The organism is Caballeronia sp. AZ7_KS35 (assembly GCF_023631045.1).
Classification (GTDB): Bacteria; Pseudomonadota; Gammaproteobacteria; order Burkholderiales; family Burkholderiaceae; genus Caballeronia; species Caballeronia zhejiangensis.
Genome location: NZ_JALQDV010000060.1, coordinates 37,169 through 51,417, shown reverse-complemented (window position 1 = coordinate 51,417; position 14,249 = coordinate 37,169). Strand labels below are relative to the sequence as shown.

At 61.0% G+C, this 14,249-nt stretch carries 11 protein-coding genes and 3 pseudogenes; 9 read left to right on the top strand and 5 right to left on the bottom strand.

Translation table 11 applies throughout. The features are described 5' to 3' along the window. The first annotated feature begins 19 nt into the window (after positions 1-19). Both NCT05_RS32620 and NCT05_RS32615 read left to right on the top strand, forming a co-directional pair. Positions 20-1,006 carry an acyl-CoA dehydrogenase family protein gene (locus NCT05_RS32620; RefSeq protein WP_250504176.1) on the top strand — a complete coding sequence of 329 codons (987 nt, stop codon included), beginning with the start codon at positions 20-22 and terminating at the stop codon, positions 1,004-1,006. A 375-nt stretch (positions 1,007-1,381) separates the two neighbouring features. Further along, a pseudogene (locus NCT05_RS32615) lies at positions 1,382-1,612 on the top strand (helix-turn-helix domain-containing protein); the annotation flags it as partial. A gap of 241 nt (positions 1,613-1,853) precedes the next feature. On the opposite strand, the pseudogene NCT05_RS32610 reads toward NCT05_RS32615, so the two are convergent. The 4 genes and pseudogenes from NCT05_RS32610 to NCT05_RS32595 all read right to left on the bottom strand — a co-directional run bounded on the left by NCT05_RS32610 (position 1,854) and on the right by NCT05_RS32595 (position 4,782). Further along, positions 1,854-2,934: pseudogene (locus NCT05_RS32610) on the bottom strand (IS481 family transposase). Between the two features lie 46 nt (positions 2,935-2,980). Continuing rightward, positions 2,981-3,463, bottom strand: a complete 483-nt coding sequence (locus NCT05_RS32605) for a MarR family winged helix-turn-helix transcriptional regulator (protein ID WP_250504174.1) — start codon at positions 3,461-3,463, stop codon at positions 2,981-2,983. A gap of 2 nt (positions 3,464-3,465) precedes the next feature. Beyond that, complete coding sequence (locus NCT05_RS32600; protein WP_250504173.1) at positions 3,466-3,891, bottom strand: organic hydroperoxide resistance protein; 426 nt, start codon at positions 3,889-3,891, stop codon at positions 3,466-3,468. Between the two features lie 681 nt (positions 3,892-4,572). Then, a complete protein-coding gene (locus tag NCT05_RS32595) occupies positions 4,573-4,782 on the bottom strand; it encodes a hypothetical protein (protein WP_250504171.1) in 210 nt (69 codons plus the stop codon). A 449-nt stretch (positions 4,783-5,231) separates the two neighbouring features. Here NCT05_RS32595 and NCT05_RS32590 point away from each other — a divergent pair. The 7 genes and pseudogenes from NCT05_RS32590 to dapA all read left to right on the top strand — a co-directional run. Further along, positions 5,232-5,489, top strand: a pseudogene (locus NCT05_RS32590) (PDDEXK nuclease domain-containing protein); the annotation flags it as partial. Between the two features lie 549 nt (positions 5,490-6,038). Continuing rightward, positions 6,039-6,308, top strand: coding sequence for a DUF1488 family protein (locus NCT05_RS32585; RefSeq protein WP_250504167.1), 270 nt, complete (start codon positions 6,039-6,041; stop codon positions 6,306-6,308). Positions 6,309-6,986: 678 nt separating this feature from the next. Further along, the gene (locus NCT05_RS32580; RefSeq protein WP_502801816.1) at positions 6,987-8,348 is read left to right on the top strand and encodes an FAD-binding oxidoreductase; all 1,362 of its coding nucleotides are present in this window, start codon (positions 6,987-6,989) and stop codon (positions 8,346-8,348) included. 50 nt (positions 8,349-8,398) lie between these two features. Next, positions 8,399-9,499: an ABC transporter substrate-binding protein gene (locus NCT05_RS32575; protein ID WP_250504162.1), complete on the top strand. Its 1,101-nt coding sequence runs from the start codon at positions 8,399-8,401 to the stop codon at positions 9,497-9,499. A 33-nt stretch (positions 9,500-9,532) separates the two neighbouring features. Next, a complete protein-coding gene (locus NCT05_RS32570; protein ID WP_250504160.1) occupies positions 9,533-10,627 on the top strand; it encodes an ABC transporter ATP-binding protein in 1,095 nt (364 codons plus the stop codon). A gap of 55 nt (positions 10,628-10,682) precedes the next feature. Then, complete coding sequence (locus tag NCT05_RS32565; protein ID WP_502801815.1) at positions 10,683-12,434, top strand: ABC transporter permease subunit; 1,752 nt, start codon at positions 10,683-10,685, stop codon at positions 12,432-12,434. Positions 12,435-12,459: 25 nt separating this feature from the next. Further along, on the top strand, positions 12,460-13,365 hold the full coding sequence (gene dapA / locus NCT05_RS32560; protein WP_502801814.1) for a 4-hydroxy-tetrahydrodipicolinate synthase: 906 nt from the start codon (positions 12,460-12,462) through the stop codon (positions 13,363-13,365). On the opposite strand, the gene NCT05_RS32555 is transcribed toward dapA, so the two are convergent. After that, on the bottom strand, positions 13,366-14,193 hold the full coding sequence (locus NCT05_RS32555; RefSeq protein WP_250504159.1) for an IclR family transcriptional regulator: 828 nt from the start codon (positions 14,191-14,193) through the stop codon (positions 13,366-13,368). It lies immediately after the preceding gene. Positions 14,194-14,249: the final 56 nt, after the last annotated feature.

Sequence of the window (14,249 nt, the reverse complement as noted above, 5' to 3'; positions counted from 1 at the left end):
CTTGAAGAGAACAGAAACCATGTTTGTCGAAGCCATCGAATCGATCCTGATGGATCGATGCACGACGAAAGCGATTCGCGAGATCGAGGGCGGCGCAACGCCCGCACCGCTGTGGAGCGCCTTTGCGCAATCCGGCTTTCTGGAACTGCTCACGCCGGAAAGGCTCGGTGGGGCCGGCATTGCGCTGGAGGCGCTGTTTCCCATCATCGAATGCTTCGGGAGATATGCGGTGCCGCTGCCGCTTGCGCAAAGCATCGTCGCGCGCGCGCTGCTCGTGCTGTATGACGTGCCGGTGCCCGACGGCATGTTCACGCTGGCAGCCGCGCATGAGGGTGCGGGTCAGAACGAAAGCGTGTTTGCGCAGTACGGAGCGATCGCGGACGTTGTGTTGATCGAGCAGGACGGCGATTTGCTGATGCGCCAGTGCGCTCACGCGACGCGCACGGCGACCGGCGTGCACGGCAGTCTGAGCGCGACGCTGCGCTGGGAGCGCGGCAGCAGGGCGGATTGTCATGTTGCCGGTGCCGGGCACGTGTTGCGCGCGTATGCGGCCTCGATCCATGCGGCGTTGCTTGCCGGTGCGATGAACCGCGTGCTGGCGATGTCGCTTCAGTATGCCAATGACCGTTCGCAGTTCGGCAAGCCCATCGGCAAGTTTCAGGCGATCCAGCAGCAACTGGCTGTGATGGCCGAGCAGGTGGCAGCAGCGAACATCGCCGCCGAGCTGGGTTTCAAGGGGGAAAACGGCTCGCCTGACCCGATGCTTGCGGTAATCGCCAAGGCCCGCACCAGCGAGGCCGTGACTGCCGTGGTCGCCACTGCGCATGCCCTTCACGGTGCGATTGGTGTCACGGAGGAATACGACCTGCAACTGTTTACCCGTCGCATGCACGAATGGCGCATGGCGCACGGCTCCGAACACTACTGGAACACGATGGTTGGCGAGGCGTTGCTGTCGAGCGGTCGGCTCGTGGCGGATTTTGTGCGGGAGCCCAACCGGTGTTGAACACCTGCAAACCTTCTCGGCGCTCGAAGTTCCTGCTAGCGATGCACACGCAGGCGGTTGTTCAGGACAGCCACAGTCGGCGCCACTGGGCGAGCCCCTACGCGGCGATCGTTTCCGGCAGTGCAGCCCCGGTTGTTCAATCTGAGCCGCCACCGTCGCCGCGCGCAAAACGCGAGGAGTTCTTCATCGGCGACACGGTCGGGTTCACCGACAAGCACCTGAACGAGCGTATTGGCACCATCAGTCCGACTGAACGCGAATACCGCGTCAATCGCAGTAACAGGCTCGGAGGGACACTGCCGGGTTTCCTACGGCTTGCTACGCAAAATCGACGACGTCTGACTGTCGCTCGATACCAACGGGAGTTGCTGACGGATAGCCTTGCTCTCCGTCCAAGGACTTGGAGTGCGCGAGATTGCTCGGCGTATCAGACGCAGTCCGTCAACCGTTTCGCGAGAACTGACGCGCAATGCTGCGACTCGAGGTGGGTGTCTCGAGTATCGTGCATCGGTTGCGCAGTGGAAGGCAGAACGGTTCGCTAAACGACCCAAGCCCGCGAAACTGGCGACTAATGTAGAACTGCGTCAATATGTACAGGAGGCCATCACCGACCAAGGCCAGCTCGCGGCTATCACACGCTTCGGCCACTTGGATCTTCTGTTTGGCAGAAAAAAATGATCGAATTTTCGGTTGTATAATTCGGACTGCTATATGTAGCTATGAACTCAAGGTTCGGGAAAAGAATAGGTATTGCACGTTTGCCTGATGTTACTGCGAAACTGACCCTGCCGGCCCGACAGCAGTTAGTTGTCACTGCGTCGCCGTGAGAAGTGTCTTTTCTGTTGTGCTAGCCGAGACTCGATCTGACAGGTAGTTGGGCCGATAAAGAAAGAGTCATCAATGATGAAATGAGTTTCTCCTTGGCGAGTTCCAGCGAATCGAGGAAAGTGCGCATTGGAGTCTTGCCATAACACCAGCGTCCCTGATGCTCCCGTTCATTGTTGTACTGGTCGAGCCACGCATCAAGGCCCGTCTGCAAGGCGGCGATTGATCGACCTTCTTGCGAAAGGCGATGCGATAGAACTCGTTGAGCATGGTCTTGTGCAGCCGTTCGACAATCCGATGGTTTGGGGCGATCTGGCCTTTGTGCGGGTATGGTCGATGTCTTCCAAAGCCAGATACAGCTCGTATTCGTGATGCTCGGGGTTGCCGCAATATTCGGTGCCGCGGTCTGTCAGCACGCGTAGCAGGGGATGCTGAAGCTGTCAAAGAACGGGACAACGCGATCGTTGAGCAGATCCGCCGCGGGCAGGGGCGTCTTGCGATCGTAGACTTTGGCGAACGCGACCTTCGAGTAGATATCGACGAGAGTCTGCTGGTAGACACGGCCTACGCCCTTGAGGCTGCCGACATAGAACGTGTCCTGAGCGCCGCAGTAGCCCGGACATTCGGACTCGAACTCGCCATGCTCTTCCTTCTCGCGCTTGGCTCGTTCGAGCGCGACGAGTGCGACTCGGTCAGCACCGGCCCGTCCTGGGCGGATTTGGCTTCGAGCGCCTTCAGGCGTTTCGGCACGGTCTCCAGGTCGTGACGCAGCCAGATGCTACGGACGCCCTGCGGCGAAACAGAGAGGGCGCGCCGTTTGAGGACTTCATTGGCGATGCGGACCTGACCGTAGGCGGACAATTCGAGGGCCAGTTCGACAACGCCGGTCTCGATCTGCGGATCCTCGCTGTTTTTGAGCAGGGGTCGGTGGTGGGAGATCTCCTGCATCGCCGCTTCGCCGCCCGGATCGTACAGTCCTTAAGTCGGTAAAAGCTGTCGCGCGAGTAACCCATCACCCGACAGGCCTGACTGACATTGCCGAGTTGCCGGGCCAATTCGAGTATGCCGACTTTGGCGCGAATTACCTTCTGATCCTGAGTCATAGCGGACTCCTTGCTGTTCGCAGCGCGCATCGCGCCACGGGCTAGCCTAGCCTCCACCGCCTGATTGTTCCCGCCGAGCGAGAATCCGTACGAGGTTTTGTACCGCATCGCGTAGGGTCTCGATTTCCGCCGAGGACATGTGCAGCCCCTTGCCCAAGGTCAGCGGGACTTGCTGCGCTTCGTGGCGGAGCGCATCACCCGCTTCGGTTAGCGAGACGAGCACGCGCCGCTCATCCTGCGGATCGCGTTGACGCGTCACCAGTCCAGCCGCTTCCATTCGCTTCAACAGCGGAGTCACCGTGCCATTGTCAAGATGGAGTAGTTCCGAGAAGTTACCCACGCTCTGCGGCGACTGCTCCCATAACACCAGTAATACCAGATATTGCGGATAGGTTAGCCCCAGCCGCGACAGCACCGGGTGATAGAGGCGCGTTATCAAGTTCGATGCCGCGTAGAGCGGAAAACATACCTGGCGATCGAGTCGCAACAAGTCGAGATCTGCCTCAGGCACAGGTTTTCCGCTCTTCATCTTTAACGCGTATTTACTTTGATGGCGACATCGATATTGCCTTTGACAGCATTCGAGTACGGGCAAGCTGTATGGGCGGCCTTCACGACTTCTTCGGCGTCTGCCTGGTTGAGGCCTGCAATTGTAACGTCAAGCGACACGGACAAGCCGAAACCGCCAGCTTGATTCGGGCCGATTCCGACGGCGGCCGTCACTTCGATGTCATCGTCATTTACCTTTGAAGCCTTGTTGCGCGCGACGTGGATGACAGCATTTTCAAAACAGGACGCGAAGCCCGCTGCGAAAAGTTGCTCAGGATTGGTTGCATCGCCTTTGCCGCCCAGCGCAGGGGGCAAGGCGACCTTGATGTCCAGAAGACCGTCATCGGACCGAACGGTCCCGTTGCGGCCCCCGACGGCTAGGACTTTCGCGGTGTAAAGCGTGTTCATGTATTTCTCCATTCGACGGATGCTCCGTCGAAATTTATATTGCACCCGAAATAGTGGTGTGCGATATAGTATGCCATAAGCCCACGCAACCGCAGTACGCGGGTCCGGGAGACACGGATGTCGTGCACGATGCGCAGCCGTGCCCATAACTTGCGATGCCCCTCGCCGTTGAACGGCGAAGCCGCGAGATCGTCACGACGGCCGAATCACGACTGATTGCCCCAATGAGATGTGGGGAACCGACGGCGTGCGCATTGCGACCGTGGACGACGGCATGGTTTGGATCTTCTCGGCCGTGGATCACTGCGATGGCATGTGCACCGGCATCCATGCCGCGAAAATCGGTGACCGCTTCGCAGCTCTTGAACCGATCGCCCAAGGGCTGCTGGACGCGTTTGGCTCGGTACTCGCCGACTCGGGCCGCGGGTTTCGCTGCGTATGGATCACGGTTCGCAATACACATCGGACGACTTCCGAGACCAGATCAGGTCGCGGATGGCCTTCAGCAAGTCGGCATCGTGCATCTTCGCGGCTTCGGTCCACGCCTGCGCGGAACCATCGGCGTCACCTTGGTGCTCGCTCTGGCACGTATGGCATAGATGGTCGAGCGCGGGAATTCGAGCACCTGGCAAACCCGCTGCAATCCAAAGGGCTTGCCTGTACTGACGGAGATCTCTCGGCTCATGTCGACGATCTCCGACCGGTCAAAGGGCGACGGGCCTGAAGTTCACGTTCCTTGCGCAGGATCTCGTTTTCCATAGACAGCTCGCCCACGCGTCGCACAGCATCATCGAGCCGCGCTTGCAGCGGATCGCTGGTCCCCGTCTTTAGACCGGCCTCCAGGCCAGCCAGTGCAAGCTCACGCCATTGCTCGAGCTCGGCGATCGTCACACGACTTCGCGGGACACGGCGTCGACGGGTTCGCCGCGCAGCAATCGAAGGACGACGCTACGTTTGCGTCCGGTCGACCACCGTTTGAATTCGGCGGCGCCAGAGGCGCTTCCGGTCGCGCTACGCGCTCCTTCCAGCGCCTCTGGCGCAACCGCATTGGTATTGGCTTTCCCTCTGTAGTCGTCAACCGTTGGATTCGATATCGCGTCGCAACTCGTATCTCACGTTCTGAAGGCTCGTCCCTTCGCTGTCGGGTCGACGTGCTATTGTTCGCGTCGATAAATGTAAAGCGCGCGCAACGGTCTCCGCATTTCCGATTTCTGGCAACTTTGACTCCGGATATTTGCGCAAGCGTGGCTTGCATTTGATCGCTGAAAGACGTGAATAATCACTCTTCGGAGTGGTCGAGAAAGAACCGCCCTCAAGTCTGATTTACGTCGACGGATCAACCCGCGATCGGCTTTGTTTTCTGCGAGGAAAAGAATCGGTTGGTTGCGGAGTACGCGCTGCGGGACCTAGCCAAGCCGATGGGTGTGGCCGAGTATCAGCTTCTTCGGCAGGTGCCCGAATCACTGGAAACAAAACTGCCGTCGATCGACCAGATCGAAGCAGAGTTTCGGTGTTTCGGCCAGATCGGCCGGACGCTTAACAACGAGCGTGTCCGGGGTACACGGCTGCCAAAGCGCACAATATCAAATTTGACATAAAGGATTTTAACGCACATTAGTTAGTTTTCCCAAATGTATGCGACGTGGAATGCTTGACGGTTGAGCACGAGTCGGCTCGTGGCATTCCTCTGTCGGCGTAAAGCGATCGTTACTGCATGCGTGCAGCATCGGGGAGCGGCGACCTTCGTCCGCTCAGCGCGAACCGATCGAGACGCTCGCACGCGTCGATGTGCACATAGCTTGGCGCACCATCAGGCTGGCAGTCCCCTTGTCGCAGGATCGCCTCGAACAGCGGCGCGTCTTCCGGCTCAAATCGCCATACGCTTTCCCGCTCGGCTGTCCAAACAGCGTCCAAGCGCGGCGTCGGCGCGCACATAGACAAGAAGTCGTTAGCGACGGCATCTGGAAAGAAGTCCTCGTCGGGGACCGGTGGTGACGACCGACGTCATCAAGAGAGCGACGAAAAGCATTACATCGAGTAATGACGCGCAATTTAGCAATACGGATTTGCAACATAGAGGGGGACGCATTTCCCGAACATGTGATGTCATGCCAAAATTGCTTTACCCCTGAGTCCGATCACTCGCCATGGAAACACTCGACCTTGAAGCTCAGATTTTGGCGAATCGACGCGGCGTGAGCTTCGTCCTTGCGTCCAGGCTCGGAGCCATCGAATGCATGATTTCACGTGATGTGCTGGAGGCGTATTTTTGGCTACCGCCCCAAGCGGACGATGCCAGGATGCTGAAACCTTTTTACGATGGCGCCAACCGCATCCGCGCCATTGCCCATCGAAAGCTGCTCGCACATCCCACGGCGCGCCTTGAGCTAACGACGGCTGACTTCTCACGAGGCTAGACCAGGAGGCGTTGCGGTGTCGGCATTGCTCGGCGAGTCGCGCACCGGGTGAGGAGAGCGCTTCTCGAAGGCTTCCCGCTCCCGCGAGCGCTCACTCACCCGCTCGATGAGGCGGAAGCCTATCTCGAATGGGCGCACTCGACCCACAACGGACGGTCGCATTCTCAGCGATCCAAGGGCGGATAACGGAAGCAGGACAGTCATCCACCTCACGCTCCTCAACCTTTGCGCACGCGACGGAAGACAGCCTGCCCCAAGCTTGATATGGCCGCTGTTCCGAGCATGCCCGTCGAAGACTTCACCGCGCATCTTCCACGTGCCCCGCAAACCATCGGACACGACGTCGACGGGCTATCCCAGCAAAGCATAGCGACACGATGGAGCAGTGCGGGTTGTCTGCCGCTCGGTCCGGAGGCGGATGCGGTCCCAATACAGCCTCTGCATCGAATTTATTACTTTGTAAGTCTCTGACGCAAAAGCCAAATATATCGCAACACACTCTAAGTAATTGCTATGCAATCACTGTGATTTCATTTCAATTTTTGTGCTCATATTCTTTTCTCAACAACGGGTGGAACCCTCGTCGCAATGGAGCTTGCCTTGTTTGATGAAACTGAATTAATCGGCCGTTTGCGCAGTCTGTTAGGTGATGATGCAGTCATCTCCGTCGCGGAGGACATGGGCGGTTTCGTCGAGGATTTCCGCGGGCGGTATCGCGGTGCGGCGCTGTGCGTGGTGCAGCCGTCGTCGACGGAGCAGGTCGCGGGTGTCGTGCGCCTGTGCGCGGCGGCGAGGGTGCCCTTGCTCGCCCAAGGCGGCAACACCAGCCTGTGCGGCGGCTCCGTGCCGGCGACGCACGGCGTGCCGCCTGTCATCGTGAACCTGGCGCGCATGCGCCGCATTCGTGGCATCGACGCCGCGAACGGTTCGATGGAAGTGGAAGCGGGCTGTGTCCTCAAGACCGTGCAGGATGCAGCCGCCGATGTCGCGCGACTCTATCCCGTGAGTCTCGGCGCGGAGGGTTCGTGCCAGATCGGCGGCACGCTTTCGACCAACGCCGGCGGTACCGGCGTGCTGCGCTATGGCAACACGCGCGAGAACGTGCTCGGCCTCGAAGCGGTCATGGCCGACGGCACAATCTGGAACGGCCTGCGCGGGCTGCGCAAGGACAATACCGGCCTCGACGTCAAGCATCTATTCATTGGTGCGGAAGGCGCGCTCGGCATTATCACGGCGGCCACCCTCAAGCTGCATCCGCTGCCGACGCATCACGCGCTTGCCTGGTTCGCGCCGACTGACCCGCAAGCCGCACTGACGATTCTCGGCATGTTCCAGGCCAACTGCGGCTCCCGCCTCTCGGCGTTCGAACTGATGAACGCACGGCAACTGCAGCTGGTCGTCGAGCACGTGATGGATCGGCGCACACCGCTCGAAGGCGCGCACGACTGGCACGTGCTGGTCGAGCTTAGCGACACCCAAGGCGCATCGGACATGGAACGCGTGTTGCAGACTACGCTGGAAGAAGCAGCCGAAGCAGGCTTGCTCGAAGACGCGATCATCGCGAGCAGCGACCGTCAGCGCGTCGCACTGTGGGAAGTGCGGCACAGCGTGACGGAAGCCAACAAGAAGGCCGGCATCGGGTTGACCACCGATTGCGCGGTGCCGTTGTCGGCGGTGCCGGCATTCATCGAGCAGGCCACGCAAGCGGTGCTCGCGCTCGACGCTGAGATCGGCATCGTGATCGTCGGCCATATGGGCGACGGCAACATCCATCTGGTGCCGATGTACACCTTCGATGCCTGGCGCGCGCTGCCCGACCAGGCGGCCGCGGGCGCTGCCGTGCGCCGTGCCGTGAACGATGCCGCGCATGCGCTCGGCGGCACGTTCAGCGCGGAACATGGGGTCGGCCAGACGGGCTTGGCGGAAATGGCGCACTACAAGTCCGCCGCCGAACTGGCGATCATGCGTGCCGTGAAAAGTGCGCTCGATCCCGCGAATCTCATGAACCCGGGGCGCCTCTTCCCCGCTGCGCCGCTCTGATCCATCCCCATCAAGCCACCACCGCCCCTCGCTTACCGCAGGAGACTGACATGAAACCCAAGCACGATAACGACAAGACGATCCTTAATCCCGCCCGTCGCTCGGCGTTCAAGGCCGTAGGCGCAGGCATCGTGGCCGGCGCATTCCCGTTCGTCTGGACGCCTTCGCGCGCAGCCAGCAAGCGCATCGTCGTGCGCGACGACGGCGGCATCTACACCAAGGCGTACGGCGCGGTGTACTACAAGCCGTTCTTCGAGAAGACCGGCATTGAAGTGGTAGGCGTGCAGGCCAATGCCGAGCCGACTGCGCAGATCAAGAGCATGGTCGAGGCGGGCAGCTACGCATGGGACATGGCGAAGATCAGCCAGCCCGCGATTCTTCTGCTGACCTCAGGCGGCAAGGAGTACCTCGAGAAACACAACCTCGAATCCGATCCGACGATCGCCAAGATTCCCAAGCAATACATGTCGGCATACGGCGTGGGCACAAACGTCTATTCGACCGTGCTTGCCTATCGCACCGATGCCTTCAAGGGCCGCAAGACGCCGGGCTCGTGGGCCGACCTCTGGAACGTAAAGGACTTTCCGGGCCGCCGCTCGATCCGCAAGTATCCGTTCGATACGCTCGAAGAAGCGATGATGGCCGATGGCGCATCGACGAGTCAGGTCTATCCGATCACCTTCGATCGCGCGTTCGCGAGCCTCGACAAGCTCTCGAAGCAGGTTGACGTGTGGTGGACCACGGGCGCGCAAGTCGAGCAGATGCTCAACTCGGGTGAAGTCGCGATGGTCGCGACGTGGGCCTCGCGCGCGCAATCGGCGATGGCCTCGGGCGCGCCGGTGGGCATCGTATGGAACCAGAACATCTGGGGCTGCGACAACTGGGCGATCCTGAAAGGCACGCCGAACGCCGACGCCTGCCGCGAGTTCATCAAGTTCGCCAGCGACCCGAAGCGACAGGCCGCGCTCGTCGAGTTCTTCCCGGCGGGCCTCACGCAACCGGAATCCTTCAACTATGTGAAGCCGGAACAGGCGAAGAACTGCCCGACGTTCCCGGACAACATGAAGACCGGCGTCCATATCGATGCGAAGTTTTGGCAGGAGAATCAAAGCGTGGCGCTCGAGCGCTTCAACCGCTGGATTCTTACTTAAGGCCTGGCATCGTTCATCGAGGAAGAAATCCGCATGGCAACCATCAATCTCCAGATCAGCGGTTTGTGCAAGCGTTATGGCGACTTCGTCGCGCTCGCGCCGACCGATCTCGACGTCGCGCAGGGCGAGTTCCTGACGCTGCTGGGCCCGAGCGGCTCGGGCAAGACCACGCTGCTGAGCCTGATCGCGGGCCTCGCACAGGCGGACGGCGGCTTGATCCGCATCAACGGCGTTGACGTCACCGACGGAGCGCCGTACGACCGTGACATCGGCATGGTGTTTCAAAACTACGCACTGTTCCCGCACATGACGGTGGCGGAGAACATCGCGTTCCCGCTGCAGATGCGCAAGGTGGATGCGACGAGTGCAAAGAAGCGCGTCGCCGAGGCGCTGGAGATGGTGCATCTTCCACACGTGGCGGGACGCTATCCGCGTGAACTCTCGGGCGGCCAGCAGCAGCGTATCGCCTTGGCGCGCTGCATGGTGTACCGGCCCTCGATCATCCTGATGGACGAGCCGCTCGGCGCCCTCGACAAGAAGCTGCGCGATCACATGCAGCTGGAGATCAAGCGCATCCACCGGGATCTCGGTACCACGATCATCTACGTGACGCACGATCAGGAAGAAGCGATGACCATGTCGGACCGCATCTGTTTGATGGATGCGGGCAAGATTGCGCAACTCGGCACACCTGCGGATCTCTATTTCCGTCCGAAAAATGTGTTCGTGGCGGATTTTCTCGGTGAATCGAACCTGCTCGATGCACAGGTGACCTCACGTGAAGGCGATCAGGTGCGTCTCGCAATGCAAGGCATCGACAAGGGCCGTGCGATGGTTTACGACGCGCAGGTGCAATCGGGCAAGCCGGTGAAGCTGATGCTGCGTCCGCAGAACCTGCGCGTGAACGGTCATGCTGAAGCGGGCGCGGAAACGATGTCGGCCAAGCTCACCGACATCATGGTGACCGGCGGCATGACCAAGCTTTACATGCAGCGCCAGCAGCAGAACGCGGAGGCCGCCGAACTGGTGGCCTCGTTCCCGACCGACCGGCTCGGGGCGCGCTATGAGATCGGCCAGACGCTGACGCTGTCGTGGTCGCCCGCCGATGCCGTCGCCATCGCGGGGTGAGCCGATGAACCCTTCCGCCATGACCGCGCAGAACGATCGCGCCGCGCCGCGCAAGATGCGCAACCCGCATCTGAGCCGCAAGCTGCGCGTGGCCGCGATGGCAGCTCCCGTGATCGTGCTGCTCACGGTGTTCCTGATCTATCCGGTCGGACAATTGCTGCTGCTGAGTATTCGCAATCAGAGCGGCTTCACGATGGCCGAGTACAAGCGGCTGTTCGCCTCGTCGGTGTATGTGGAAGTGCTGTGGGTGACGATGAAGGTATCGCTGCTCACGACCTTCTTCTCGGTGCTGGTGGGCTATCCGGTCGCTTACCTGATCTCGGCGGCCACGCGCGAGCGCAAGAACCGCTTGCTGTACTGGGTGCTGCTGTCGTTCTGGACGAGCTTTCTGGTGCGTACCTTCGCGTGGGTCGTGCTGCTCGGGCGTAACGGCGTGCTCAACTGGGTGCTGAAGCACCTGGGGCTCGTCGATACGCCGCTCGGGCTGCTGTACAACCTGCCGGCGGTGATCGTGGGCATGACGCACGCGCTGATGCCGATTGCCATCATGACGATGCTCTCGGTGATGGAGAATATCGACCGGCGTTTGCCGAGCGCGGCATCGACGCTCGGTGCGCGTCCGGGCACGGCGTTCTGGAAGGTGTACTTCCCGCTGTCGTTGCCGGGGGTGTTTGCTTCGGCGTTGATGGTGTTCGTGACGGCAATCGGTTTTTTCATCACGCCGACGCTCCTCGGCGGACGTCACGAGACGATGATTACGCAGTTGATCATCGATCAGGTGTTGCAGGCGTTGAACTGGGGCTTCGCGGGTGCGATCTCGGTGCTGCTGCTGGCGGTGGTGCTGGTGGTATTCGTGGTGTATGACCGGATGGTGGGTCTGTCGACCATGACCGGTGGCAGCACGGCGAGCACCCCGAAGCAGCACGGCGGCCTGGGCCGCAAGGTCGGCGACGCGTTGCTCACGCTGCTGGCAAACGCAACCGACGCGTTGATCACCGTACTTCCGAAGCGCAAGAAGCGCGCAGGCGACGGTAACGGCATGACATTGCGCACGGTGGTCACGCTGATCCTGGTGTTCCTGAGCGCGCCTGCGTTCCTGATGATCCCCTTGTCGTTCGATTCTGCCTCGGGCCTTGCATGGCCGCCGCACGGCGTATCGCTGCAGTGGTACCAGCAGGTGATGGACTCGCCGCTGTGGATGCAGGCTGCGACCCGTTCTCTGGTGGTAGGCGTGGGCACGGGTGTGCTGTCGATGGCGATCGGCACGCCCGTGGCGTTCCTGCTGGTGCGCGGCGGCTTGCGCTGGAATGCGGCGATGCTCGCGTTCGTGCTGGCGCCGATCGTGGTGCCGCGCATGATCCTGGCGGTGGGCGTGTTCTACTTCTTCGCGAAGATCGGTCTGGTGGGTTCGTCGCTGGGACTGGTGCTGGCGCACACGGTGGTCGCCGTGCCGTACGTGGTGATCACGATGATGGCGGTGCTGCGCAACTACGACATGCGACTTGATCTGGCAGCACAAAGCATGGGCGCACGCACCTTCACGACACTGCGCCGCGTAACGTTCCCGATCCTGAGCGCGGGCATGCTGTCCTCGTTTCTGTTCGCGTTCGCGACTTCGTTCGACGAGTTGACCATCGCGCTGTTCTCGTCAGGCGGGTTGAGCACGACGTTGCCCAAGCAGTTCTGGGACGAGACCACGATGCAGATCTCGCCGGTGATCGCCGCCGTGTCCACGCTGCTATTCGTGTTCATCTCCATTCTGATTTCCATTGCCGACCGCTTGCGTCGTCGAAGCACGGCATCCTGAGCCATTCAAATCTAGAGAAAATCGTATGTTGCTGACGTCTCAATCCTTGCATGGCATCCTGCCCGCGATTCCCACGCCGGTGAATCCGGACGACACGATCAACGTCGATGCCACCCGCGCGCTGCTGCGCTATCTGCTCGAACAGGGCATCGACGGCGTGCTGCCGCTGGGCGGCACGGGCGAATACGGCGCGCTGTCGAGCGAGCAGCGCGTGCATATGGTCGAACTGACCGCGCGCGAAGCGGCGGGCCGCATTCCGGTGATCGCCGGCGTGCTCGATCCGGGATATCACGACGCAATGAAAGCCGCGAAGGACTTCGCCGCCGCAGGTGCCGATGCCTTGCTCGTGCTGACGCCGTACTACACGAACCCGACGCAGGCCGGCATTCGCGATTACTTCCTGCGCTACGCCGACGAATCCCCGGTGCCCATCCTGCTGTACGAAATCCCGTACCGCACGCGCGTCGCCATTGCGCCCGAGGTCATTCATGCGTTGTCGAAGCATGAGCGCATCATCGGCATGAAGGCGTGCAACACCGACATGTATCACTTCCTGCGCGTGGTCGCGGGCGTCGACGATTCCTTTGCGGTGCTGAGCGGTGAAGACACCTTGTTCCCGCTGCATGTGGCGGCGGGCGCGCGTGGCGGTATCGTCGTGACGGCGTCGCTGTTGCCCACGGCGTGGCGGCGTATTTTCGAACTGGCCAGCGCGGGCAAGACCCAGGAAGCGCTCGCGATGCATCGCTCGCTGATCCCGCTGATGGACCTCGCGTTCGCCGAAACCAATCCAGGCCCGATGAAGTCGGTCATGGACCTGATCGGCGTGAATGCGCCGGACATGCTCGCGCCGCTGGTTCGTGCCGACGACACGCTGTCGCGAAATCTGCGCGCCGAACTGAAGAAGCAGCTGGCGATTTTCGAAGGGCGCTGATTACCGGCGCGACATCGGCAGCCGCGACTTCGAGATGGAGGTCGCGGCGACCTGCACATGCTTGACCAGTTCCGCTTCGACACGCTCGATAGTCCAGCGCGTGGTGGGCACCGAGATGTTGACGGCGGCAACAGCGGTGCCGTCATGATCGGTGATCGGTGCGGCCACCGCGATGTCGCCCAGCACGGTTTCATTCTCGATGACGCTATAGCCGCGGCGCGATGCCTGTTGCACGCGCTCAAGCAGCTTCTTCTGATCGGTTTCGGTATAGGGCGTCATGCGTTCGAGCGGCGTGCGCGACATGACGGCCTTCAGTTGCTTCTCGGGAAGACGCGAAAGCATGGCGATGCCGGACGCCGTATAAAGCGCGGGAAGACGCGCGCCCAGGGCGATATCCACGTTGAAGAGATGGCGGCCGGGAAAGCGCGCGACAAACACGATTTCATTGCCGTCGATCTCGTGCAGGTTAGTGGTTTCGCCGAGATGACGGCTGATGTCGAGCAGATAAGGCGAGGCTTTATCGATCAGTTCGTTGGCGCGGATGTAGTTATACGAAAACTGCAGGACCTTGGTCGTGAGCCGGTAGTCGCGCGTCTCGGGGACGCGCGCCAGATAGCCGAGCGCCTCGAGTGTATGAACGATGCGTTGCGCGGCGCTGCGGTCGAGCGAGGATGCCTTGGCGAGATCCGCAAGCGTCATCTGCCGGTTCGGACCGTCAAAGGCGTGCAGCACACGGAAGGTCTTTTCAGCGGAACCGACGAACAGCGAAGAGCGCTCGCCGGAAGCTTCGCGCGTGCTGCGCGCAGACGTGGTGGATGCCTTGTGCATGGGGCAAATGATTGTATTTCGATGGCTTCGATTGTAGTTCAATCAAAGATGCTCAA